At 52.4% G+C, this 22,242-nt stretch carries 21 protein-coding genes; 10 read left to right on the forward strand and 11 right to left on the reverse strand.

Going from position 1 to position 22,242, the window contains the following annotated elements; all coding sequences use genetic code 11:
- The first annotated feature begins 21 nt into the window (after nt 1-21).
- Nucleotides 22-552, forward strand: a complete 531-nt coding sequence (locus IAE30_RS18330) for a sterol desaturase family protein (RefSeq protein WP_045816185.1) — start codon at nt 22-24, stop codon at nt 550-552.
- On the opposite strand, the gene crtB is transcribed toward IAE30_RS18330, so the two are convergent.
- Genes crtB through IAE30_RS18355 form a run of 5 tightly spaced genes read right to left on the reverse strand, consistent with a single transcriptional unit; the run spans nt 491 to nt 6,255 of the window.
- Nucleotides 491-1,420 (reverse strand): 15-cis-phytoene synthase CrtB, encoded by a 930-nt coding sequence (gene crtB, locus IAE30_RS18335; protein WP_045816184.1) that lies wholly within the window; start codon nt 1,418-1,420, stop codon nt 491-493. The genes IAE30_RS18330 and crtB overlap by 62 nt on opposite strands.
- On the reverse strand, nt 1,417-2,898 hold the full coding sequence (locus IAE30_RS18340) for a phytoene desaturase (protein ID WP_200680587.1): 1,482 nt from the start codon (nt 2,896-2,898) through the stop codon (nt 1,417-1,419). Before IAE30_RS18340 ends, crtB begins: the two co-directional genes overlap by 4 nt.
- The gene (gene crtY / locus IAE30_RS18345) at nt 2,898-4,064 is read right to left on the reverse strand and encodes a lycopene beta-cyclase CrtY (RefSeq protein ID WP_200680588.1); all 1,167 of its coding nucleotides are present in this window, start codon (nt 4,062-4,064) and stop codon (nt 2,898-2,900) included. Before crtY ends, IAE30_RS18340 begins: the two co-directional genes overlap by 1 nt.
- Nucleotides 4,064-5,335 carry a glycosyltransferase gene (locus IAE30_RS18350; RefSeq protein ID WP_200680589.1) on the reverse strand — a complete coding sequence of 424 codons (1,272 nt, stop codon included), beginning with the start codon at nt 5,333-5,335 and terminating at the stop codon, nt 4,064-4,066. The genes crtY and IAE30_RS18350 overlap by 1 nt, the downstream gene beginning before the upstream one ends.
- Nucleotides 5,336-5,349: 14 nt before the next feature.
- Nucleotides 5,350-6,255, reverse strand: coding sequence for a polyprenyl synthetase family protein (locus IAE30_RS18355; RefSeq protein ID WP_045816180.1), 906 nt, complete (start codon nt 6,253-6,255; stop codon nt 5,350-5,352).
- Between the two features lie 241 nt (nt 6,256-6,496).
- Between IAE30_RS18355 and IAE30_RS18360 the strand changes: the two genes are divergently transcribed.
- From IAE30_RS18360 to IAE30_RS18380, 5 genes are all read left to right on the forward strand, one after another.
- Complete coding sequence (locus IAE30_RS18360; RefSeq protein WP_200680590.1) at nt 6,497-7,438, forward strand: 2-hydroxyacid dehydrogenase; 942 nt, start codon at nt 6,497-6,499, stop codon at nt 7,436-7,438.
- Nucleotides 7,439-7,555: 117 nt separating this feature from the next.
- Nucleotides 7,556-8,737, forward strand: a complete 1,182-nt coding sequence (locus IAE30_RS18365) for an FAD-binding oxidoreductase (RefSeq protein ID WP_200680592.1) — start codon at nt 7,556-7,558, stop codon at nt 8,735-8,737.
- 119 nt (nt 8,738-8,856) lie between these two features.
- Complete coding sequence (locus tag IAE30_RS18370; protein ID WP_045816177.1) at nt 8,857-9,882, forward strand: Gfo/Idh/MocA family protein; 1,026 nt, start codon at nt 8,857-8,859, stop codon at nt 9,880-9,882.
- 101 nt (nt 9,883-9,983) lie between these two features.
- Complete coding sequence (locus IAE30_RS18375) at nt 9,984-10,475, forward strand: GNAT family N-acetyltransferase (RefSeq protein ID WP_200680594.1); 492 nt, start codon at nt 9,984-9,986, stop codon at nt 10,473-10,475.
- A 101-nt stretch (nt 10,476-10,576) separates the two neighbouring features.
- Nucleotides 10,577-10,795, forward strand: a complete 219-nt coding sequence (locus tag IAE30_RS18380; RefSeq protein ID WP_369800373.1) for a hypothetical protein — start codon at nt 10,577-10,579, stop codon at nt 10,793-10,795.
- A gap of 37 nt (nt 10,796-10,832) precedes the next feature.
- Here the strand turns inward: IAE30_RS18380 and IAE30_RS18385 are convergent, their stop codons facing one another.
- Together IAE30_RS18385 and proP are read right to left on the reverse strand one after the other, a co-directional pair.
- On the reverse strand, nt 10,833-11,888 hold the full coding sequence (locus IAE30_RS18385) for a mechanosensitive ion channel family protein (RefSeq protein ID WP_045816174.1): 1,056 nt from the start codon (nt 11,886-11,888) through the stop codon (nt 10,833-10,835).
- 295 nt (nt 11,889-12,183) lie between these two features.
- Complete coding sequence (gene proP / locus IAE30_RS18390; protein WP_045816173.1) at nt 12,184-13,692, reverse strand: glycine betaine/L-proline transporter ProP; 1,509 nt, start codon at nt 13,690-13,692, stop codon at nt 12,184-12,186.
- A gap of 230 nt (nt 13,693-13,922) precedes the next feature.
- Here proP and IAE30_RS18395 point away from each other — a divergent pair, with 230 nt between their 5' ends.
- On the forward strand, nt 13,923-14,462 hold the full coding sequence (locus tag IAE30_RS18395) for a GNAT family N-acetyltransferase (protein ID WP_200537163.1): 540 nt from the start codon (nt 13,923-13,925) through the stop codon (nt 14,460-14,462).
- A gap of 17 nt (nt 14,463-14,479) precedes the next feature.
- Here IAE30_RS18395 and IAE30_RS18400 read toward each other — a convergent pair whose 3' ends face one another.
- Nucleotides 14,480-14,962, reverse strand: coding sequence for a glutathione peroxidase (locus IAE30_RS18400; RefSeq protein WP_200537023.1), 483 nt, complete (start codon nt 14,960-14,962; stop codon nt 14,480-14,482).
- 207 nt (nt 14,963-15,169) lie between these two features.
- Here IAE30_RS18400 and IAE30_RS18405 point away from each other — a divergent pair, with 207 nt between their 5' ends.
- Nucleotides 15,170-15,637, forward strand: a complete 468-nt coding sequence (locus IAE30_RS18405) for a GNAT family N-acetyltransferase (RefSeq protein WP_045816171.1) — start codon at nt 15,170-15,172, stop codon at nt 15,635-15,637.
- A gap of 419 nt (nt 15,638-16,056) precedes the next feature.
- Here IAE30_RS18405 and pckA read toward each other — a convergent pair whose 3' ends face one another.
- Entirely contained in the window at nt 16,057-17,676 is a 1,620-nt protein-coding gene (pckA, locus tag IAE30_RS18410; RefSeq protein ID WP_200537024.1) for a phosphoenolpyruvate carboxykinase (ATP), read from the reverse strand.
- A 156-nt stretch (nt 17,677-17,832) separates the two neighbouring features.
- Between pckA and IAE30_RS18415 the strand changes: the two genes are divergently transcribed.
- Nucleotides 17,833-18,723 (forward strand): LysR family transcriptional regulator, encoded by an 891-nt coding sequence (locus IAE30_RS18415; RefSeq protein ID WP_200537025.1) that lies wholly within the window; start codon nt 17,833-17,835, stop codon nt 18,721-18,723.
- 152 nt (nt 18,724-18,875) lie between these two features.
- On the opposite strand, the gene IAE30_RS18420 is transcribed toward IAE30_RS18415, so the two are convergent.
- Nucleotides 18,876-20,075 (reverse strand): MFS transporter, encoded by a 1,200-nt coding sequence (locus tag IAE30_RS18420; protein ID WP_200537026.1) that lies wholly within the window; start codon nt 20,073-20,075, stop codon nt 18,876-18,878.
- Nucleotides 20,076-20,531: 456 nt separating this feature from the next.
- Here IAE30_RS18420 and IAE30_RS18425 point away from each other — a divergent pair, with 456 nt between their 5' ends.
- The gene (locus tag IAE30_RS18425; RefSeq protein ID WP_045816168.1) at nt 20,532-21,053 is read left to right on the forward strand and encodes a type 1 glutamine amidotransferase domain-containing protein; all 522 of its coding nucleotides are present in this window, start codon (nt 20,532-20,534) and stop codon (nt 21,051-21,053) included.
- A 116-nt stretch (nt 21,054-21,169) separates the two neighbouring features.
- On the opposite strand, the gene IAE30_RS18430 is transcribed toward IAE30_RS18425, so the two are convergent.
- Nucleotides 21,170-22,177: an NAD(P)-dependent alcohol dehydrogenase gene (locus IAE30_RS18430; RefSeq protein ID WP_200537027.1), complete on the reverse strand. Its 1,008-nt coding sequence runs from the start codon at nt 22,175-22,177 to the stop codon at nt 21,170-21,172.
- Nucleotides 22,178-22,242: the final 65 nt, after the last annotated feature.

Genomic DNA, 22,242 nt, shown 5'->3' on the forward strand with positions numbered 1-22,242 from the left:
TTCAACACAAATGGATGCACGATGCTCTGGTTATGGAATACGCTGATCCTGCTGGCGTCAGTGGTAGTGATGGAAGTGGTGGCGGCACTGTCGCATAAGTACATCATGCACGGTTGGGGCTGGGGCTGGCATTTGTCACACCATGAACCACACGAAGGCAAATTTGAACTCAACGATCTCTACGCCGTGGTGTTTATGTTCATGGCGATTGCGCTGATCTACATCGGCGTAAACGGCTATTGGCCGCTGCAATGGATTGGTGCGGGCGTAACCTTGTACGGCGCACTCTATTTCATGGTGCATGACGGACTGGTTCATCAACGCTGGCCGTTCCGCTATATTCCGCGCAAAGGCTATCTCAAGCGTCTGTATATGGCGCACCGCATGCATCACGCGGTGCGAGGGCGGGAAGGATGTGTTTCGTTCGGCTTTCTCTATGCGCCGCCGTTACCTAAGTTGCAGGCGGCGCTGCGACAGCGCCATAAATCTGCTAACGCGGACGCTGCCATAACCCCTCAGGACGCGACTCCGGACGAGCCAAACGCGAAGTAAGCGCCAATCCGGCACCTTTTACCAGCAGCGCCAGTTTTTCTCCGCTGCTGGTGCGTTGTCGCGCATCCCAGGCGTGTTCGCCCGCATGTTGCACTTTCACCCCAATCTCACGATAGACACCGCGTGCGGTGGCGATAGCCCACGCGGAACGCAGCGGCAACCCTGGTAGGCCGGAACGAGCAGAGTGATAATAGGGTTCTGCCTCGCTCACCAGTCGCGCGGCCAGTGGCGCCAGGGCGGCGCGATGTTGCGGATCGGCAAGATTCTGGCCGGTTAAGCCTGCTTGATCCAACCAGCTTTGCGGCAGATAGCAGCGCCCGTTCTGCGCATCTTCGACGATGTCGCGGGCAATGTTGGTGAGCTGGAAGGCGAGCCCCAGATCGCAGGCGCGATCCAGCACCGCTTCGTCACGGACGCCCATCACGCGGGCCATCATCAGGCCCACCACTCCCGCGACGTGATAGCAGTAGCGTAAAGTATCATCGAACGTCACGTAGCGCGCCTCACGCGCATCCATCGCAAAGCCCTCCAGGTGATCAAACGCCAACTGTGGCGGCAACTGGTGAATTAACGCCACTTCCTGGAACGCTTTGAATGCGGGTTCATCCATATGCGCACCGCTGTAAGCACGGCGGGTTTCAATTTGCAGATGCAGCATGCGCGCTTCGGCATCTTCCACCACATGCTGTGTGCCGCCTTCGCCCAGCGTTTGTCCATCAATCACGTCATCACAGTGGCGACACCACGCGTACAGCATCAGCGTGCTGCGCCGCGTGGGCGCATCGAACAGTTTCGCGGCGGTGGCAAAACTCTTTGAGCCTACCGCCATGGTCTGAGTCACTTGCTCTAACAGGGGTTGGCGATTCATCCAGCGAGATCCTCCTGCATCAGTTGCGCAGTGGCTTTCGCCGAGCCAATCACACCGGGTACCCCGGCGCCGGGATGTGTGCCAGCACCAACCAGATAGAGGTTGGCGATATCCGCATCGCGATTGTGCGGGCGGAACCATGCGCTCTGCGTCAAAATCGGTTCCAGTGAAAACGCTGAACCCTGATGGGCATGCAGCGTGTCGCGAAAATCAAACGGCGTAAACATGCGGTGCGTCACCAGTTGCTGACGTAGTCCCGGCATATAGTGCTCCTCCAGATAAGCAAAAATGCGATCGCGTAAACGCGGTCCTTCCTGTTGCCAGTCGATCGCCGCCGTGCCGAGATGCGGCACCGGTGCCAATACGTAAAAACTGCCACAGCCTGCCGGAGCCAGTGAGGGATCGCTGGAGCAGGGTGCATGCAGATAAAGCGAAAAATCGTCTGAAAGCTGGCTGCTGTTAAAAATCTCGTCGATTAGCTCACGATAGCGCGGGCCAAAGCACACGGTATGATGCGCCAGCTGCGAATGCGGGTGATTCAGACCGAAATAGAGTACAAACAGCGAATTGCTCATGCGTTTACGCTTCAGCGAGGCGGCACGTTTGCTGGCGGCAGGATGCCCGCGCAGCAACCGATCATAGGTATGCACGACATCGGCATTCGACGCCACCGCATTCGCTGCAAACCGGCGACCATCTTTCAACTGCACGCCACTTATGCGGTTTCCCTCGGTTTCCAGCTGACTCACTTCGGCGTTGAGCAACAATTCGCCACCCAGGTCGGTAAACAGTTTTGCCATGCCTTGCACCAGCGCACCGGTGCCGCCACGCGGAAACCATACGCCCCATTCGCGTTCCAGCGCATGAATCAAGGTATAGATCGAGGACGTTGCAAAAGGATTACCGCCAACCAGCAGCGAGTGAAAAGAGAATGCCTGGCGCAGGTGATCGTCCTGTATAAATTTCGCCACCATACTGTAAACGCTGCGCCAGGCCTGCAAGCGCCCTAACTGAGGGCCAGCGTGCAGCATGTCACGGAAATGCAAAAAAGGCACAGTCCCCAACTTGAGATAGCCCTCTTTGAACACCTCGCGTGAATAGGCGAGAAACTGCCGATAGCCTGCGACATCGGCCGGGTTGAAGCGGGCAATTTGCTGCTCCAGCAAAGGCTGATTATTGTCATAGTCGAGCTGTTTGCCGTCTTCCCAGCATAAGCGATAGAAAGGCGTGACCGGCATCAATTCGACATAATCACTGAGCGACTTGCCCGCCAGCGTGAACAGCTCTTCAATCGCCGTCGGATCGGTGATCACTGTCGGCCCGGCATCAAAAGTAAAGCCCTGTTCCTGCCATGCGTAGGCACGTCCGCCGGGTTTATCGCGCTGCTCCAGCAGCGTGGTGGGAATACCGGCTGCCTGTAGCCGAATAGCCAACGCCAGGCCGCCGAAACCGGCGCCAATCACATAAGTGCGTGTCATTATTTCTTCCCTGGTTTAGAAGTGGTCGTCATCAGTGCGCGCACCGCTTCACCTATCGGCACGGGCGGTTTGCCACATAAAATGCGCGCTTTATCGCTGAGCTGAAGCTGCCCGGCGTAAAAGCGGCTGATTAATCCGGCATCCAGCCGATAAAAGCGCTGCATCACACGCCAGCGCTGTTCCGGGCGTCCGGCTAAGAACAGCATTCGATTGAGCAATCGGAAAAAACGCTGTGTTCGCCACTGCTCGCGCGCAAACTGTTCGATGTCGCGACTGAGCGTTACCGCATCACAAGGCAACAGTTGGGCAATGCGTTCTGCCAGCGCCAGGGCCGTGGGCAACGAGTAGCCCGTGGTGGCGTGGAACAAGCCCGCACGCAGCCCGCTGCAAGGTTGACCACGCTGTTGCTGCCAGAAGGCATCAATATCGCCACTCAATGTGATTGGCAGCGAACCTTGCTCCTCACGCAGCAGAAGGCTCAATCTCCAGTGATGCGCCTTGGCGTAGTCGGCGATATTCTGCCGTGCAGTGTGTTCTGCCAGCGTTGGCTGATTGATGTAGTGCGTATCTTCGATTAACAGACGATCTGCACTGAGCGGTAAGGTGTAGACAAAACGGTAGCCCTGTTGTTGATCCACTGTCGCATCCATCAAGATCGGCTGCGTTAAACCGTGAGGCCTCGCCAGATGCCACTCCTGACCGACAAAGGTTTGATAGCCCAGTTGCAGATGCGGCGTGTGTTGCAGGCCGCGACCATCAATCACCACCGCAGCATGCAGTACGCGATGGTCGGTAAGGGTAACCTGTGTGGGTTGCACCTCTTTCACGGGGGTATCGGTCCAGAGGTCCTCCCCCATCACCTCATAAAGCCGCCGGGCAAAATCCGCAGAGGTGATTGAGCAATACTCCCCACTGAGATCGCGGCGCAATGTGGGGAAACGCACCTGATAACCGGACCAGCGATAGGTAATCAACGGTTGCAGCCACTGAAGTTGCTCGGGGCTGAGGTCATCCTGATGGAATGACCAGGTATGGTTGCCCGCCGGGTGCGTATGACTTTCCAGCATCAGAATACGCAACTGGGGTTGGCGCTGGCGCAACTGTAGCGCGATCAAGCCATTAGCCAGTCCGGCACCCACTAAAATCACGTCATAATGTTCGGGCATCAGGTCGCCTCCGCCCGCACTACACATTGCTGACCGAGTGCCTGCTCAACGATATCCGCGGCGCGCTGGCAACCCCCTGCGCGCTGTAGCTGCGCCTGAATCGGCGAGATGCGCAGCCGATAGTTGTCATCCGCCAGCAGTTGCTGCAGGTGCTGTTCAAGCTGGTGCACGCGGCTAAAGCGAGAGGCACGATGACCGACGCCGTGCCAGATAATGCGTGATGCCACGCCGGGTTGGTCGAAGGCCAGCGGTAGCGCCAGCATCGGGGTGCCCCATTCCAATGACTCTAACGTGCTGTTGAGTCCGGCATGGGTGATAAACAGCTGCGCATGTTGCAGCGCGGCTGGCTGATCGAGAAAATCCGTCACCCACGCCGCACCGGCGCGCTCCAGCTGCTGCACCTGATTGGCGTCCAAAGCGCCACAATGGGCAATCACCAACGAGAGCTGTTGGTTGCGGCACGCTTGTGCCAGATGCAGGAACAAGCGAAAACGGTGGCCCTGTAATGTACCGAAAGAGGCATACACCACCGGTTGCCGCATCTCAGGCCAGGGCGCGCTGGCACTGCGGGGAGGATTCGATGCGTGCAGCAGACCCACAGCGTGAAAATGGCTGGGCAGATGCTGGCGCGGAAAATCAAATGCCGGAACGAGCTGGCTAATCTGCGCCAGCGGTGACAAACATTCATGCAGGCTGTGGCGATCGGGCAAACCCCATCGTTGCGCATGGTGGCTGATCACCGCGCCATGGCGCTGCATCAGGCGATCATAAATATCCTGGCTGGTCTGAAAACGTTGCAGTGATTTTTCATCCTGACCAAATTGAAACGGCATCACCGCCAGCGGAATGCCTGGTTCGCGATTCACCGGCAACGCGCAGGCCACTGAAACAAAGGGGAGCTGCAACGCTTCTGCCACTAATCCACCCGCCGCTTCCATCTGATCGGCAATCACACCATCGACTTGCAACGACGTTAAACGCGCAGGCAGTTCCTGACACAACATATCGGTGCTGGCGGCGATATCACCGATCACCCGCCATAACGCAAGAGGGGAAGCCAGATGCTGTAACACCCGTGCTAGCGAACCGGCTGGATGACTATGTTCACCCACGGCGCTGAATCCTACGCATCCATCACTCAGCAAGTGGCGTGCATCTTGCTGTTGCACAAAGGTGATGCGATGACCGCGCGCAATCAATACTTGTGATAACGCCTGCAGCGCGTGGAAATGGCTATACAGTGGCGGCGCAATAACGGCAAAGTGCCCCATTGGCAATACCGCGGTCAGTGAAACATCGCCAGCTGTTGATTAAACAGGGCGTGCATATATTGACGGGTTGCGATACCACGATGGCAGGCACAGGCGAGGTGCGCATCGGCACTGCGCAGATGGTCACGCAGGCGGCGTTCAGCACCTTCGGCCCCCAACATCTGCACCAGCGTTGATTTACCCTGATCCTGATTGATGTCCTTGCCCGTGTGTTTACTGCCGTCCGCGAGATCGTCGAGCAGTTGGAAAGCCTGACCTAAATCCTGCGCGAAATAGCTGAGTTTTTGGCGCATGGCAGGGGTTGCTTCCGCAGCAATCGCTGCCATCTGCAAGGTGGCACGGAACAGCACGCTGGTTTTCAGTTCGTTGGTGAGTGCGACGGCTTCCGCACTACGCGTTTGCGCGCCGTGCTGGAGATCCTGGAATTGGCCTTGCACCAGGCCCTGTAAACCCACGGCAGAAGAGAGTTCCGCAATCGCCTCTGATTTCTGCAGGGCGGCTAAACCCGGTGCGATGGCGATCACTTCAAAGGCGCGGCTCAGCAGGGCAATCGCCGCCAGAATCGCCACGCTTTCGCCAAATTCGCGATGCACCGTTGGACGTCCGCGTCGCATCTGCGCATTATCCATGCAGGGAATATCATCGAGGATCAGCGATGCGGCATGTACCATTTCTACCGCACAGGCGAGATCAAGCATGCCATGTTGTGATGCTTTGCAGCCCATATCTCGCGCAGCCAACAGCAGCAGCAGCGGACGAATGCGTTTACCTGGTGCCAGTGCACCGGCGCGCATGGCGGCACGAACCTGATCGCCTGGCTGGCCCGCCGGCAGCAATTGCTCAAGATGCGCCTGCAATAATTGCTGCAAAGAGTGAAGTTCGTGTTCCTGGCTTGCTGTGATATCGACATGGGCGGTCATAGCGGCTTTCCATGGTAAGTTGAATTGTTATGGTTTTTTTATTAACCGTAGACTGCGTAAGGTGAGTTCGCCAGCGCGCTCAACGCATTACGCTGTAGACAGATCCGAAATAAAACCTGATTGTCCACCGGGATTCATTTCACTTTCCCCGTGATCTTATTAGCGAAAAAAGTAACAAGGGTGCCGTAACATAAATTCATCCGGTAGTCTGAAACGACATGCTTATCCATCCGGGAAAATAATGATGTCTACGCAACCCCACATTTTGATTATCCAGCCACTGATGCCGCAGCTGGACGAAAAACTCTCGCAACATTTTCATTGCCATCGTTTATATGATGAGCAGGATGCTGCGCTATTTCTTCAGCGTCAGGGTAAAGAGATCCAGGGAATAGTGACGCGCGGTGACGTCGGTGTGGAAACGGCTATTCTTGAACAGTTGCCTGCCTGTAAAGCCATTGCGGTGTTTGGTGTGGGTACCGACCGTATCGACCTGAATTACACCTCTGCACATGCTATTCAGGTCAGCATTACCAGCGATATTCTCACCGATGATGTTGCCGATTTAGCCATGACGCTAACGTTAGCGTTCTCGCGCAATCTCGTGGCCTACCATCAATTCGCCCGCTCTGGTGCGTGGGAAAATACCGGCGCTTCACTCTCCAGTAAGGCCAGCGGAAAACGCATGGGTATCGCGGGCTTAGGCGCTATTGGGCTGGCCATCGCCCGCCGTGCAGAAGCATTCGGTATGGAGATCGCCTACACTGCGCGTAGCCAGAAAAATGTGCCTTATCAACGCTGTGAGAGCATCGAACAGTTGGCGGCATGCAGTGATTTCCTGGTGCTGGCGCTGCCGGGTAGCCCTGAAAATACCCAGCTGGTGGATGCAAAAGTGCTGGCGGCGTTGGGGAAATCGGGTGTGCTGATCAACATCGCTCGCGGCACGGTGGTGAATGAAAACGATCTTATCCAGGCATTGCAGCAGGGAGTGATAAAAGGCGCCGCGCTGGATGTTTTCCCGCAAGAACCGGTTATTCATCCTGCGCTGCGTGAATTGGATAATGTGTTATTAACGCCGCATATTGGCAGTGCCACCCATGAAACCCGTGAAGGCATGGCGAATAATGTGCTGGAGAATTTGCTGGCCTATTTCTCCGATGGAAAAATGCTGACGACCGTATAAATCTATTTTCTGGCATCAGAGGATTTTCTTATATCCTGTGAAATAAGATTTATATCGTCATTGCAATCCCTGCAGATGAAAGTTGTTATGATAGGCCCAATCATTCAGGAGCCATTTATGACAACTCAAAAGATTGCGATAGTGGGCGCTGGCGTCATCGGATTAGCGGTGGCGCGCGCGTTAGCCTTGCAGGGCGTGCAGGTCACAGTTTTTGAACAGCAACATATCGGTGCCGGCACCAGCAGCACCACCTTTGCCTGGGTCAACTCCAATGGTAAACATCCCCTTAGCTATCACCAACTCAATGTGCTTTCTATGGAGGAGCATGCCAGGTTGCAGCTGTCGCAACCGAATGGACTGCGCTGGCTGGAGACCTGCGGCACATGGGAGTGGGCGGCAGAGGGGGATGCGCAACAGAGATTGCATCAACGCGTCACCTCACTGCAATCGCTGGGCTACCCAGCGCACGAGGTCACCCCGGATGCGTTGCAGCGTGAAGTGCCGGAACTGCGTTCACAGGCTGTAAGTGGAAGTATCTGGCATTTTCCAACCGAATCGGTATTGCATCCTGCGCTGTATCTCTCGCGACTCTGGTCTGAAGCGCGTGCCAACGGAGCGATATTGCATCAGCATCACGCCATTGAACGTCTTAGCGAACACGTTGAGGGTGTGACGTTACATCTGACAAACGGTGAACAGTGGCAGGGTGATCGCGTGGTGATTGCCACCGGGCGCTGGGCCAATCAACTGCTTAACACCCTTAATCTTGATTTGGCGCTGCTCGATACCAGCAAACCCAACGCGGTGGCCTGTAGTTTCCTGGCACGTACGGCGCCACAGCCGCTATCGCTGGCAACCAATTTAATCTCCCCTCAGCTTAATGTGCGTCCGGACGGCGGCGGGCGATTGCTGTTGCAGGCGCTGGCGCTGGATGACCTTGCCGATCCTGCTGCACCCCCTTCGTGCCATGGCGATATTGCTCAGGCGTTTCGCGATCGCTACCACGCGTTGTTTGCAGATGCAGGTGAATTGCAGATTGAGAATATTGTGATTGGTCAACGCGCCAGACCGGCGGATGGTTTACCTGCCATCGGCTACGTCACGCCTCAGCAACGTGTTTATGTGGCAGTCACACACAGTGGTATCACGCTGTCACCGTTGATTGGCAAGCTGGTGGCGCAGGAGCTGGTGCAAGATCAGGCCAGTGAGCTACTGACAGATTTCCGCCCACAGCGATTGTTAGGCAAAAACGCCAGTGACTTTGCGCCGATAAAACGCAACTTCCCTGCGGCACAGTAAAGCCATTTTTCATAAAAATGATATTTTTGTGCCATTTTTGCGTGAGCGTGCAGTTTTAGTTGTTGCGATTATGTTATTACTGATTGCCTTACAACTCTTATCTGTTACAAGGAGGCAGCATGAAAATCGGTATCGTGGGCTATGGAACGGGCGGTAAGCATTTTCACGCACCGTTTATTAATGCGGCTGAAGGCGTCGAGTTAGCGGGCATCGTGGCGCGTGCGCCAGCCACTATCGCACGCGTGAAAGCGGATTTTCCCGACATTCCGATTTATGCCAGCCTGACCGACATGTTGGCGGCGGGTGTCGATGCTGTCACCATTACCACCCCACCGCAAACACGCCGCGAACTGGTGCTGGAAGCCATCGCCGCAGGTGTGGCGGTGATCGCCGACAAACCATTTGCACCCGATGCGAAAACGGGGCGTGAATTGGCCAATGCAGCAAAAGCCAAAGGCGTTGTACTGAGCGTGTATCACAACCGTCGTTTCGACCATGATGTGCGCACGCTGAAAAAACTGATTGAGCAAAATCGGGTGGGAAAAGTATGGCGTTTGCATAATCGTATGGATTTTGACGATGCCAATACCCTTGAAGGCGGCGAAACCGGCGGCCTGCTGCGTGATTTGGGCAGTCATATCGTCGACCAGGCACTGTTTCTGCTGGGGCCAGTAAAATCGGTTTATGCTCAGCTGGATATTATCGATCTGCCGGAAGGACCGACTGATGCCAGCTTTGTGCTGACGCTGACGCACCACAATGGGACGACATCCTATCTTTCCGCCACCAAACTGAATCGCTTTGTTTGCCGCGAGTTCCGTCTGTATGGCGATGCCGGTAGCTTTGTCTCGCAGGGGACGGATGTGCAGGCACAGGCCATTTTTGCCGGCCAGCGCCCCGCGGACGATCTCGCTGCCTGGGGCTATGAACAGCCTGAGCGCTGGGGCACGCTCAATACGCTGCAAGGTTCAGAGCGCGTGCCTTCCGAACAAGGTGCTTATCACGCTTACTACGAAGCTTTTGCTCAAGCAGTGCGCGATGGCAGTGAACCACCGGTAACGCCAGAACAGGCCATTGAAGTACTGGCGGTACTGGATGCTGCGTTTATCAGCGCACGGGAAAATCGGGTAGTGGAAGTTATTTAAAACAGTCGCGCTGCTGCGAAGCAGCGCTCTATTCTCTCAACCTTTCCCCATGACACCCTGCTAAAATGGCGTCCACGAGATGTTATGTTTAGAGGTCTGCTGTGTCGAATTTGATGTTCCGTACTGCCACCTTAGCCGATGTTGATCGTTGCTATGCCATTGAAATTGATGCCTACGAAGGCGATGAGGCAGCCACGCGCGAGAAAATTGCTACCCGTATTGCACAGTATCCGCAAGGTTTTATGTGCCTGGAAAGCGAGGGGCAAATCATTGGCTTTATCAATGCCGGTTGTGCCTGGGATGTGGTGATGTCAGATGAGGAGTTTAAGGAGTTAATCGGGCACGATCCTGTAGCACCTAACGTCGTAATCATGTCAGTGGTGCTCGATCCCGCGTATCAGGGCAAAGGTTACAGCACGCTGATGATGCAACAGTTCATTACGCTCATGAAGCAAATGGATAAGCAGACCATTCATTTGATGTGCAAGACCCATCACGTTGATCTGTATAAGAAGTTTGGTTATGAGTACATCAAACCTTCGGATTCCGATCACGGTGGCATGGCGTGGCACGAGATGCTGATGACGCTGTGATTATTTTTTAACCAAAAATAATTCATCACCTGATCGCGATCATAAAATTACGCTGAAAACTGCTCAACCATGTCAGTCAAATCACATGCAACGAGGAGGTTATGATGCGTACTTCACTGATGACCTTGCCGGAGGTGGCGCGCTATCTTGGCGTGCCCTCCGCCACTTTAGCCTGTGCGATTTGCAATCGTGGCACGCTAGAGAAAGTCCCGCTACCCGCCGCGGTTGACGACACCGCACCGTTGTCCTGCCGCTGCTGGACACCACAAGATGTCCGCCAGTTCAGGCTTGCGATGATGCGGGCGCGACGCGGGCACTGAAGAACAACTGGCGGTTCTGGGCCGCCAGTTTCCGTTCTTATCCATTCAGCGTTGCCCGCACTTTAGGAAGGCTCTGCGGATAATTCTGCTGAATAAACTCAATCATCTTCTCGCGCACATAGCAGCGTAAATCCCAGGCTGTTGGGGAGTTTTGTGCGGTCATTAATAAACGAATCGTCATGGTTTTGTCAGTGGTATCGGTCACCTGAAGCACCTGAGTTTGCTGATCCCAGAGTTTGGTTTCGCTGAGAATTTTTTCAAAATGCTGACGCAGCGGTTCGAGCGGCATCGAGTAATCGAGGTAAAGAAAAACCGAGCCTAATATTTGGGCATTGTTGCGCGTCCAGTTCTGGAAGGCGTTCTCGGTAAAATAGGTAATCGGCAGCACCAGTCGACGCAGGTCCCAGATACGCACCACAACATAGGTCAGGTTGATCTCCTCAATCCAGCCCCATTCATTTTCAACCACAACGGCATCATCAATTTTGATCGGTTGCGTGAAGGCGATTTGAATGCCAGCGAACAGATTTACCAGTGACTTCTGCAGCGCAAAACCAATGATGATTCCTGCCACCCCGGCGCCTGCGAGAATGGTGGTGCCGAATTTTCTCACGCCGGGAATGCTGATAAGAATCAGTGAAAGGCAGAATGACACAAGCAGGACAATCGCGACCTTTTTGACATAAATGATCTGGGTGCGAATCTTCCTGGCGCGCAGGTTGTTTGACAGATTAATATCATAGCGAATAAATAGCATATCCTGCGCGACGTTGGTCAACCTGATTAACACGGAGCATAACGACAATATGATAAAAACATTCAGTGTGGGAGTAATGAACGAAAGTGAATCGGGATGAATATTAACATAGTCAGCCCCGACATTAATCAACATGAGTGGAATGAACAGAAATAAGGATCCACGAAGATGCTTTTCAAGTGACTTAAATAATTTTCTGTCGCGATTCTGCCAGTAACGTATAAATCTAAGCAGTAGGAAGCGAGCCAAAAAACCCGCGACAAGCGAAAGGGTGACAAGTAACACAGCAGGCACCCATGAAGGGGCGTCAGATAACTCATCAAATATCGATGGCATTATTTTCCCTCATACTCAGCTGACAACTTAACGTTGTCAGATAAATTAAACATTCAGTAACCGTATTCAACCCGGTTATCAATAAATCATTTACTCACTAATAATGAGTTTATTTGTTACTCATTAGCGACCATGATAAAGCGATATTCAATGTTATTCGTTAATTGAATCTGGAGTCATCATCTAACCAACTCACTGAAAGTATAGACGGTTGTGAGTGTTCTGCGCCGGGTAACGTATAGGGGGGCGAATACGATTGAATGAAAATCCGCTGCCCGAAGGCAGCGGCTATTATTTATTGCGTTATTTCGGGGTGTTGAGCGACTAAATTGCGGCGCTTATTCTTCAACGCCTCAATTTGTTCATCAATATCCTCGATGCGCTGCTCAATGCCATCATGATGTTCCTGCAGTAACTCTTTAGCCTCTTCAAGGGATGAGGCCGCCGGGGTATCACCATACAGCGGTTTGTTAGCGGTTTCTCTCACGGTAAAACCCGTCACCACGCCAATCGCACCTACCACCATCAAATACCACGCGGGCATGTAAAGATTGCCCGTCACTTCCACTAACCAGGCGGTAAGGGTAGGGGTAATACCCGCCACCAAAATGGAGATGTTATAGGTGCTGGCCAACGCGCTGTAACGCACTTCCGTCGGGAATAACGCGGGCAGAGTGGAAGCCATCACGCCTATCAGGCAGTTGAGGATGACTGCCTGAATGAGGAGACCAAAAAAGAGTGCGACTAAACTGTGATGAGTAATCAGCATGAAGGAGGGAATAGATAACAGCACCATGGCCACGCTACCAATAATGATAAACGGACGACGTCCAAATTTATCACTGAGTAATCCCATAACCGGTTGCACAAACAGCATCGCCAGCATGATAACGACGATGATCAAAACACCCCGGTCTTCTGAATAGTGCAGATTGTGGGTCAGGTAACTCGGCACGTAAGTCAGCAGCATGTAGTAAGCCACGTTGGTGGTGATCACGATGCCGATGCAGGAGATCAGATTCCGCCAGTGCTTGCGTGCAATCTCTCTAAATGGAACGGAAGGGCCTTCACTTAAACCTTGTTTGGAACCTTCTTCCAGTGAATCTACATGTTTCTGGAATGCCGGGGTCTCTTCAAGTGCATGACGCAGGTATAGGCCGACTAAACCCAGCGGCAACGCCATAAAGAAGGGGATGCGCCAACCCCAGTCGTTAAAGGTTTCCTGGCCAAGAATGGTGGTGAGCAGCACAACCACACCGGCGCCGCAGACGAAGCCAACCAGTGAACCGAAATCAAGCCAGCTGCCTAAAAATCCGCGTTTACGGTCGGGTGAGTACTCCGCCACAAAGATGGATGCGCCGGTATATTCCCCTCCCACCGAGAATCCTTGCACCATTTTCGCAATCAGCAGTAAGACCGGTGCCCAGAAGCCGATAGTGGCATAGGAGGGAATGAGACCGATGCTGAAAGTACTGAAGGTCATCAATATGATAGTGATGGCGAGTATCTTCTGGCGGCCATATTTATCACCTAATACACCAAAGAACATTCCCCCTAGCGGACGGATGATAAACGGAACGGAGAATGTGCCCAAAGCGGCGATGATCTGGATGCCCGGAGAGGCACCTGGGAAAAACACCTTGCCCAAAACGGCCGCAACATAGCCGTAAACCCCAAAGTCGAACCACTCCATCGCATTACCCAGAGCGGCGGCGGTAATCGCCTTCTTGAGACGAGCATCATCAATGATTGTCACGTCCTTCAGCCGCATCGGTTTAACCTTTTTACGTCTTAAACTAAGCATTACCCTTCCCTTAAAAATCAAACACTTTTGGTTGATCTCTCATTATAAAAAACTGTAAATCGTTAAGCTGAATCCAGCTCATAGCTGTTGATTCAGATACAGCATAGACATAAATTTACAATTTGCCGGGCGAGGCTATGATTTAGCGGTTTTTAAAACCCTCCTATAGTCATATTTATCTTCGATCTATTAAAGTAAAGGACTCTGATGAAATGACAGGGGTAAACGGTATGTTCTGGGAGTCTGAACGCTTGCTTTATCGTTTTAATTTAGCTGAGGATCTGGACGACCTTTTCAGAATCTACGGCAATCCTGAAACGCATAAGTTTAATCCGCGTGGCCCGTATCCCAACATCGATTATGCGAAAGAAACATTAATGCGCTCACTCGAGAGTGATAAGGAAAACGGTTTCGGCGATTGGACCATTTTTGAGAAAGCGAATCCGCAGCGTGTCATTGGTTTTGGCGGGGTTTTTGTAAGCCATTTTGATGGGCGTAAAACAAATAACTTAGGATATAGATTTGAGCCAGAAGCCTGGGGTAAAGGTTATGCCACTGAACTTTCCAGAAGGGCTTTACGCTTCGGATTTGAAGAGGTTGGTCTTGACGAGATTGTCGGCGTAGTGAGAGAAAATCATATTGCCTCTCAAAAGGTGCTGGAAAAGGCAGGACTAAAATTTCAAAAAAAAGTAACGGACATAGAAGGGCTTCCACCCAGCCTGATGTACTGCATTAATCTGCAGGAGTGGAAGTCTTACCAAACCGAATAGTTCAGTGTCAGGAACATTTAAATTTTAAGTTCAGCCATTATTATTGATTCCATTTTCTCTGGCGTAGTAAAGGGTGCAAACCGCTTAATGGGGTTGCCGTCGCGTCCGATGAGGAATTTCGTAAAGTTCCACTTGATCCTACCGCCGAGCACGCCGGGTAATTCGCTTTTCAGATAACTAAACACCGGGTGGGCAGCGGCTCCGTTGACCTCGATCTTCTCGAACATCGGAAAGCTTACACCGTAGTTGATGTGGCAGGTTTGTGAGATCGCGTCGGCGTCACCGGGCTCCTGCTTACCGAACTGATTGCAGGGGAAGCCCAGCACCATCAGCCCCTGAGCGGCGTACTTCTTATAAAGCGCTTCGAGGCCTGTGTATTGTGGTGTAAAGCCACAGTGGCTGGCGGTGTTCACCACCAAAACCAGTTTGCCAGCGTAATCAGCCATTGAAATAAGCTGGCCGCTCAGGCTGGTGGCGGTAAGTTGATAAAAGGGGGTCATGTCAAAGTCCTCAAAGAACACCCGTTTAATTCTGCAGGATTTCTTTCACCCAGATTAATGACAGAGTAGCGAAAACCAACGCTCTGTTAATTAACACGGATCGATATCAATAACATCGGATCTCGCAAAGCAATATACATCAGAACCCATGGTCATTCCGCTATGATAGGATTTCAGCACCACTGAAAAAGTTATTTGGAGTGAAGAGTGACGCTTCCATCAATCCATGAATGGCATCAAAATGACTATCTCATTAGTACAGACAGCGCAAAATTGGATGTGGAGGCGATACACCAGTATCTGACGCGCTCAACATGGGCGAAAGGCATAGACGTGGAAACCGTCACCGCTTCAGTTCAAAATAGCCTCAACTTTGGCATTTATCATCATCAATCTCAGGTCGGATTTGCCCGGCTCATAACAGATTATGCGACCTTTGCTTATCTCTGTGACGTGTATGTACTGGAAGCGCATCAGGGGGAGGGGTTAGGCAGATGGTTAATGACGTGCATTCATGACCATCCTCTATTTAACAGGCTGCGCAGGATCATGTTGTTCACTACGACAGCGCCATGGCTTTATGAGAAATTTGGCTACGAGCCAGTCAATCGTCCTGATTATGCGTGGACAATCACGCGTCCAGATATTTACCGTAGCGATAACGATAAGAATTGATGCGCCGACAGGGCTTATCGAAGGCGGTTATGATTGCCGCCTGCAACCGTCAGCGTGCAGCAGACTGCTGGGCGATTTCCAGCAAAGCCGCTAAATTTTCCGGATAATAGCGTTCCCCACTGCATATCAGTTCTTCCAGTTTCCACCAGTGATAGTCCGACATCACCTCCCGCTCGTGCTGACTCCATCCCGCGGTTGAAATCTCCTGTTGAACAACCTGCACCGTATAATATTGCTCTTGTGCTAACACTACCTCGCCGCTGGGTAAGTGATAAAGAATGCCTGAGGACCAGCATTCTCTCTGTTCTTTTAAACAGAACGCTGCCCAGCGATATTACACAGGGCAGCGTGAGTTTACTGAGATTTCAGCGCCACATCAGCGGCAACCGCGTGCCAGCGAATGATAAGCCTAAGCGCATTTACAACTGCGGACCAGCCTGCGCAATACGCGCCCCGGCCTCGTTGTTGCTGTACTGTTTGAAATTATTGATAAACAGCTGTGCCAGTTTCTCTGCCGCTTCCTGCCATTCTGCTGGTGATGCCCAGCCGTTGCGCGGATCGAGCGTGTTCACATCGACGCCAGCAATCTCTTGCGGAATGGCGAGGCCAAAGATCGGCAGTTTTTCTTCACGCAATGCGCCAGTTTCCCCTTCAAGGATGGCGTTGACGATCTGGCGTGTATCTTTCAACGACAAACGCTCACCCGCGCCGTTCCAGCCCGTATTCACCAGCCACACTTCAGCACCGCTCTGCGCAACTTTCTCCTGCAGCACATCAGCATATTGTGTTGGATGCAGCATCAGGAAAGCCGCACCATAGCAGGCAGAGAATGTCGGCGTTGGGGCAGTAATCCCGCGCTCGGTGCCCGCGAGCTTGGAAGTGAAGCCAGACAAGAAGTGATACTGCATCTGTTCTGGCGTCAGGCGAGATACTGGTGGGAGCACGCCGAATCCATCCGCTGCAAGGAAGATAATGCGGGAAGGGTGACCGGCGCGAGACACCGGCTGCACGATATTCTCGATGTGCGACAGTGGATAAGAGACGCGTGTGTTCTCGGTTTTGCTGCCATCGGCATAATCCACGCTGCCATCTTCACGAACAACGACGTTTTCCAGCAACGCGTTGCGGCGGATGGCGCCATAAATTTCCGGTTCAGATTCCGCTTTCAGATTGATGGTCTTGGCATAGCAGCCGCCTTCAAAATTGAATACGCCGTCTGCATCCCAGCCGTGCTCATCATCACCAATGAGCTGGCGACGCGGATCGGTCGACAGTGTGGTTTTTCCGGTACCGGAGAGGCCAAAGAACAGCGCCACGTCGTCTTTTTCACCCCGGTTTGCTGAGCAGTGCATTGACGCGATACCCTTCAGCGGCAGCAGGTAGTTCATCACTGAGAACATCCCCTTTTTCATTTCGCCGCCGTACCAGGTCCCGCCAATCAGCTGGATATTCTCTGTGAGGTTGAAAGCAACAAAGTTCTCTGAGTTTAACCCTTGCTCCTGCCACTGCGGATTGACGCAACCGGCGCCATTAATCACCGTGAAGTCCGGGGTAAAGCTTGCCAGCTCTTCGGTGGTTGGTGCGATAAACATATTTTTGACAAAATGCGCCTGCCACGCCACCTCAGTGACAAAACGCACGGCCAGACGAGTATCGGCACTGGCACCACACCAGGCATCAACGATATACAGCGCTTTCTCAGATAAGTGATCGGCAACCAGCGTTTTCAGGTGTGCCCACACTTCAGTGGACATCGGTTTGTTATCGTTACGCCCCAGGCCAGCATCCGACCACCACAGGGTATCGCGCGTCACATCGTCGCGAACGATGTACTTATCGCGCGGAGAGCGGCCAGTGAACTCGCCGGTATCAACCGTCACCGCACCTGAGGTCGTTAATATTCCGCGCGCCGGGCCTTTAAGCTCGGTTGACGTTTCATGCTCGAACAGCAATTCGTAATTCGGGTTATAGACGATCTCGCTGACATCGTTGATGCCAAGGCTTGAGAGATGTTGCATGACAGATTTAATTGCGCTCATAAAATACCCTGACTCATTGGATGCATGGCGAGACGGCAAGGGCCGACCCGAGTAGAGGATGGATAGTAGCACTGGCTTTTTGATGCAGAAATTGCATATAAATCATTTGTCATGTAAAAAATGCATAGAAATGGGGGCTGTAATTGGAGCGAAGACGTGCTAAGTAACCTCGAAGTGAAGTGGTTCTATGATGTGATTGCATTAGAAGAATGCCGCAGCTTTACCCTTGCGGCAGAGAGACGAAATATTTCGCAATCCTCGTTTAGCAGAAGGATTCAGGCACTCGAATCGAACCTGGGTTTTAGCGTATTTAATCGTGAAGTGAACCCGCCACAGTTGACGCCGCAGGGCAGGATATTTGTCGGCTATGCCAGAAACATGCTTGACGATATGGACTTCCAGATTAGTCGAATCAAGGGGGAAGATAAGTCAAAGCAAAGTATCCGTATCGATGCGGCGCCTTCACTTTCCGTCCTTCTGCTGCCCGACATCTTAGCGGATTACCGCGACAGCCCGGACAAGGTGTTTTTTGTTGAATCGATTAACGTCAATGACGCAGTATTCAATCTTAAGGAGGGGAAAAGTGATTTTATCCTGTCCTTTTATAACGAAGAGTTGATGAATTACCCGTTCATCAACCATAAAATTTTCGATTCCGCTCTGCATCTGGTCTCACCCTGTGATCAGCACGGTAAGCCGATATTCTCTATTAATGGCGACACACTGCCGCTGGTCAAATATGCCAATGACAGTTATATGGGTCGCCAGGTTAATCAGGTAATTGATCGCATACCCAATACCACCTTTATTCTGACCTTTGTTTCATCGATGAGCGAGTTACTGAAAAGAATGATCCTGAAAGGCGATGCCGTTGGCTGGCTGCCGGATTACTCGATTCAGCGTGAACTGGAGGAGAGAAGGCTGGCGATCATGGACCACAGCCTATCGCTTAAGATTTCGGCTTATGTTTATCGCTCAGGCGCACGCTTAAATCTCACGGCGGAACGCTTCTGGCGCTATGTGAAAGGGCGGAATATTGAGGGATAAAGTGAAATTTTATGCGTGAAAAGGATATTCAGGATAAAAATGAGGGGCAGGGATGCTTTTGAGATTTTTATCAGCGTGTGTGGTACGTGCGAGTCATACGTTATGCCAATAAATCTCCATTTTATTATTCCCAACATCGTTTTTTGTTCAGCCTAAAGTGATTTAAAAACATGCTTGCTGAATATTATCCAGATGAAAACGGCGCAAAGCGCAATGCCCGCTAAAATAAGGTAGGCAAAGCTCCATGAGGTGTGGCTGACGATGGCACCAGCCAATGCCGGGCTGAATGAGGCTCCCAATCCTTGTAGCAGCATAACGAGCCCAAGCGCGGCGTTGATATGTCCTGAACCATTAAATAATGAGGCAATAAGTCCGGGAACGGCAACGCCTAAGATACCCGCAGCGACACCGTCCAGAGCCTGCACGGGAAACAACACGAACTCATTGCTCCAGAACGACGCAATCGCTGCACGAAATGGCAGTACAATCAGCGCAATAACAACAAGTCTGGCATAACCATACCGTGATGCATATCGCGCTGTAAGCAATGCGACAGGGATCATCACCGCTTGAGAAATGGCGACTGTGAGGGCAGCATAGGTTCCCGGCGAGAACAAAGATTCCGTGGGAGAGGAGGCAACCTGCATGCTTAACATGGGCAGTTGCGCTGCATTGGCCAGATGGAAGAGAAGCAAGGTCAACCCTGTTAGTGCCAGTTCGGGTCGCTTTATTAATGCCAGCACAGAGACAGACACGGTCGGACCTTCATGCTTTTCTATTCCTCTGGCCACATCGTGATCTATATCGTTTTTGTTGATCGCTAAAGTGCATAAAACCGCGCATACCGCCATGGTGGTCATCAGCAAGAATACCGAACCGGTGCCCCAGATCCAGCAGGTGATGGCCGCCAGCACCGCCACCGCCATATTGCCGCTATGGTTAAAAGCTTCGTTTCGTCCCATCTGAGACAAAAAACCTTTCTGACCGGTGATACCTAAGGTGACACCCGCAATCGCTGGCGCAACGACAGCTGCCGCAATACCGGTAATAATTTGCGATAAAATAACCACAGCAGATGTGGGGAAATACCAGAGGGCGAGGGCGCTCAAAGTAATCAGCAGAGATGCAGTAACAATCAATAGTCGTTTAAAACGGGTGGCATCGACAATCATCCCTGCGGGGAAGGTAGCCAATAGTCCAGCTAATCCGCCCAACGTCATCACCAGACCAATTTCTTCCGCTCGCCAGTGGTGGGATACCAGAAAAATGCCCAGAAACGGGCCCAGCCCATCCCGGACATCAGCGATAAAGAAGTTGAGCAGACAGAGAACCTGCAGTGAACGTAATCTCATCAACACCCGCCCCGAAAAGTTTTATCGTCCTAAAATACCCTGCGCTGTGGTCAGGGTTGATTTGCCTGTCTTTTGATTATTTTGTGACTGAAGAACCTTGATGCTTATCGTCTAGAACCTCGCTCAAAAAATAGTGCTGATCTCCCGCTTCGTCAAAGACAGCACCGCCTCTGATTTGGGACTAAGGATTGAAGCGAGGACGCTCGCGTGGGTGGGTGACTACTGTGGTGAGTTTACATATCCGGAGAGTTCCGGCACATCCTGTCAATACGGTTCACACCGTATGCTTACTATCCACTCTCATGCTGTATATGGAAGATCTATGCAAAGCATAATACTCCCCATTCAAATTGCCATGATTACCTGCCGCCTGGCTTGCGTTCTAAAACATGGCGACCAGACTTGTTGGGTTATCCAGCCATAAACGCACCGCGTTTTCCCAGCAAGGAGAAAGAAATGAGTAAGAAGATCGCCGTCCTGATCACTGATGAATTTGAAGATTCAGAGTTCACCTCGCCCGCAGAAGCCTATACCAACGCGGGTCATGAGGTCGTGACGATTGAGATGCAAGCGGGAAAGGTTGTTAAAGGGAAGCAAGGAAAAGCGGAAGTCACCATTGACAAGGATATTGATCACGTTAACGCCGCTGAATTTGATGCATTACTGCTGCCCGGCGGTCATTCGCCTGATGCACTGCGCGGTGATGACCGATTTGTGAATTTCACCAAAGAATTTGTCGCCAGTGGCAAACCGGTATTCGCAATTTGTCACGGTCCACAGTTGCTGATTAGCGCCAATGGTGTGCGCGGCCGCAAGATGACCTGTGTTAAAGCTATCGCTATTGATTTACGGAACGCGGGGGCAGATTTTTATGACCAGGAAGTGGTCGTCGATGACGATAAGCTCGTCACCAGTCGCACACCGGATGATCTTCCTGCGTTTAATCGCGAAGCGTTACGCATTTTGAATGCGATCTGAGTTTTAGCCCCCCTTTTTAGGGCTTACATGCTGGTCGCCGTGAATGGCGACCTTACGGTGACTGCTTGGAGCCGATGTGCACCGACCAATTTCTATGTGCAATGAAAGCCCCGTACTCAGACTTTCAAATCAATCACCACTTTCCCCACGTGTCCGGCAGATTGCAGATAACGATAAGCCTGCTGCGTTTCCGCAAAGGTAAACACGCGATCAATCTCGGGAACAATCCCAGACACTTCAATCGCTCTCACCGCCTGACGCAGGTCCGCCGTTGAGCCTGTGTTATTCCCGACAATATTCAACATCTTCTGCATGATTGGCAGTACCGGCACAGTCAACTCCGCACCACCCACAAACCCAATCACAAAAATCGTTCCGTTATAGGCCGCCGCATTAATCGATTTTGCAAATGTTGTCGCACCGACTGACTCCAGCACCAAATCCGCCCCCTGACCGTGCGTAAGCGCCAGCACCCGTTTATCCCACTCGGGTTCATCGCGGTAATTAATCCCTTCATCGGCACCCAGGGCTTTCACCTTCGCCAGTTTTTCATCGGAAGAGGAGAGCATAATCACCCGCGCGCCCGCCGCTTTAGCATATTGCAACGCAAACAGACTTACGCCACCTGTTCCAAGCAACAGCACTGTGCTGCCAGGCTGAACCTTACCGCGCACGATGGCATTCCAGGCCGTTGTTGCCGCAATCGGCAGTGTGGCGGCCTGCTGCCAGCTAAGGAATTCAGGAATGCGCACCAATGAAGCCGCCGGTACTACGGCAAATTCCGCCAACCCGCCATTGCCCGTCACGCCGCGTAGGGCATGATGATGTTCAGCGCGAATCAAACCCGCATGCCAGCTGTGCATCATTCCGGGTATCACAGGTTCACCAATCTCCCAGCCATGCACACCCGCACCTAATTCCACGATCTCCCCTGCGCTGTCTGCACCCGGAATAATTGGCTGTGGGAGGTCCCCAAACTGACCCGTTGCCAGCGCCAAATCGAGGTAGTTCAGGCTCACCGCATGTTGCCGTATTAACACTTCGCCCTGGCCAGGTAGTGGGCGGGGCAGTTCAGTGATCGTCAGGGCATTAATGTTCGGGGCAGTCAATTGGATAGCTCGCATCGTATTCTCCTGTGTTCAATGTGCGTTTAGTGTGGCGTGAAAACAGGCGCTATAATCGATGCTCA

Source organism: Pantoea sp. S61, assembly GCF_016625145.1.
Taxonomy (GTDB): Bacteria; Pseudomonadota; Gammaproteobacteria; order Enterobacterales; family Enterobacteriaceae; genus Pantoea; species Pantoea rwandensis_B.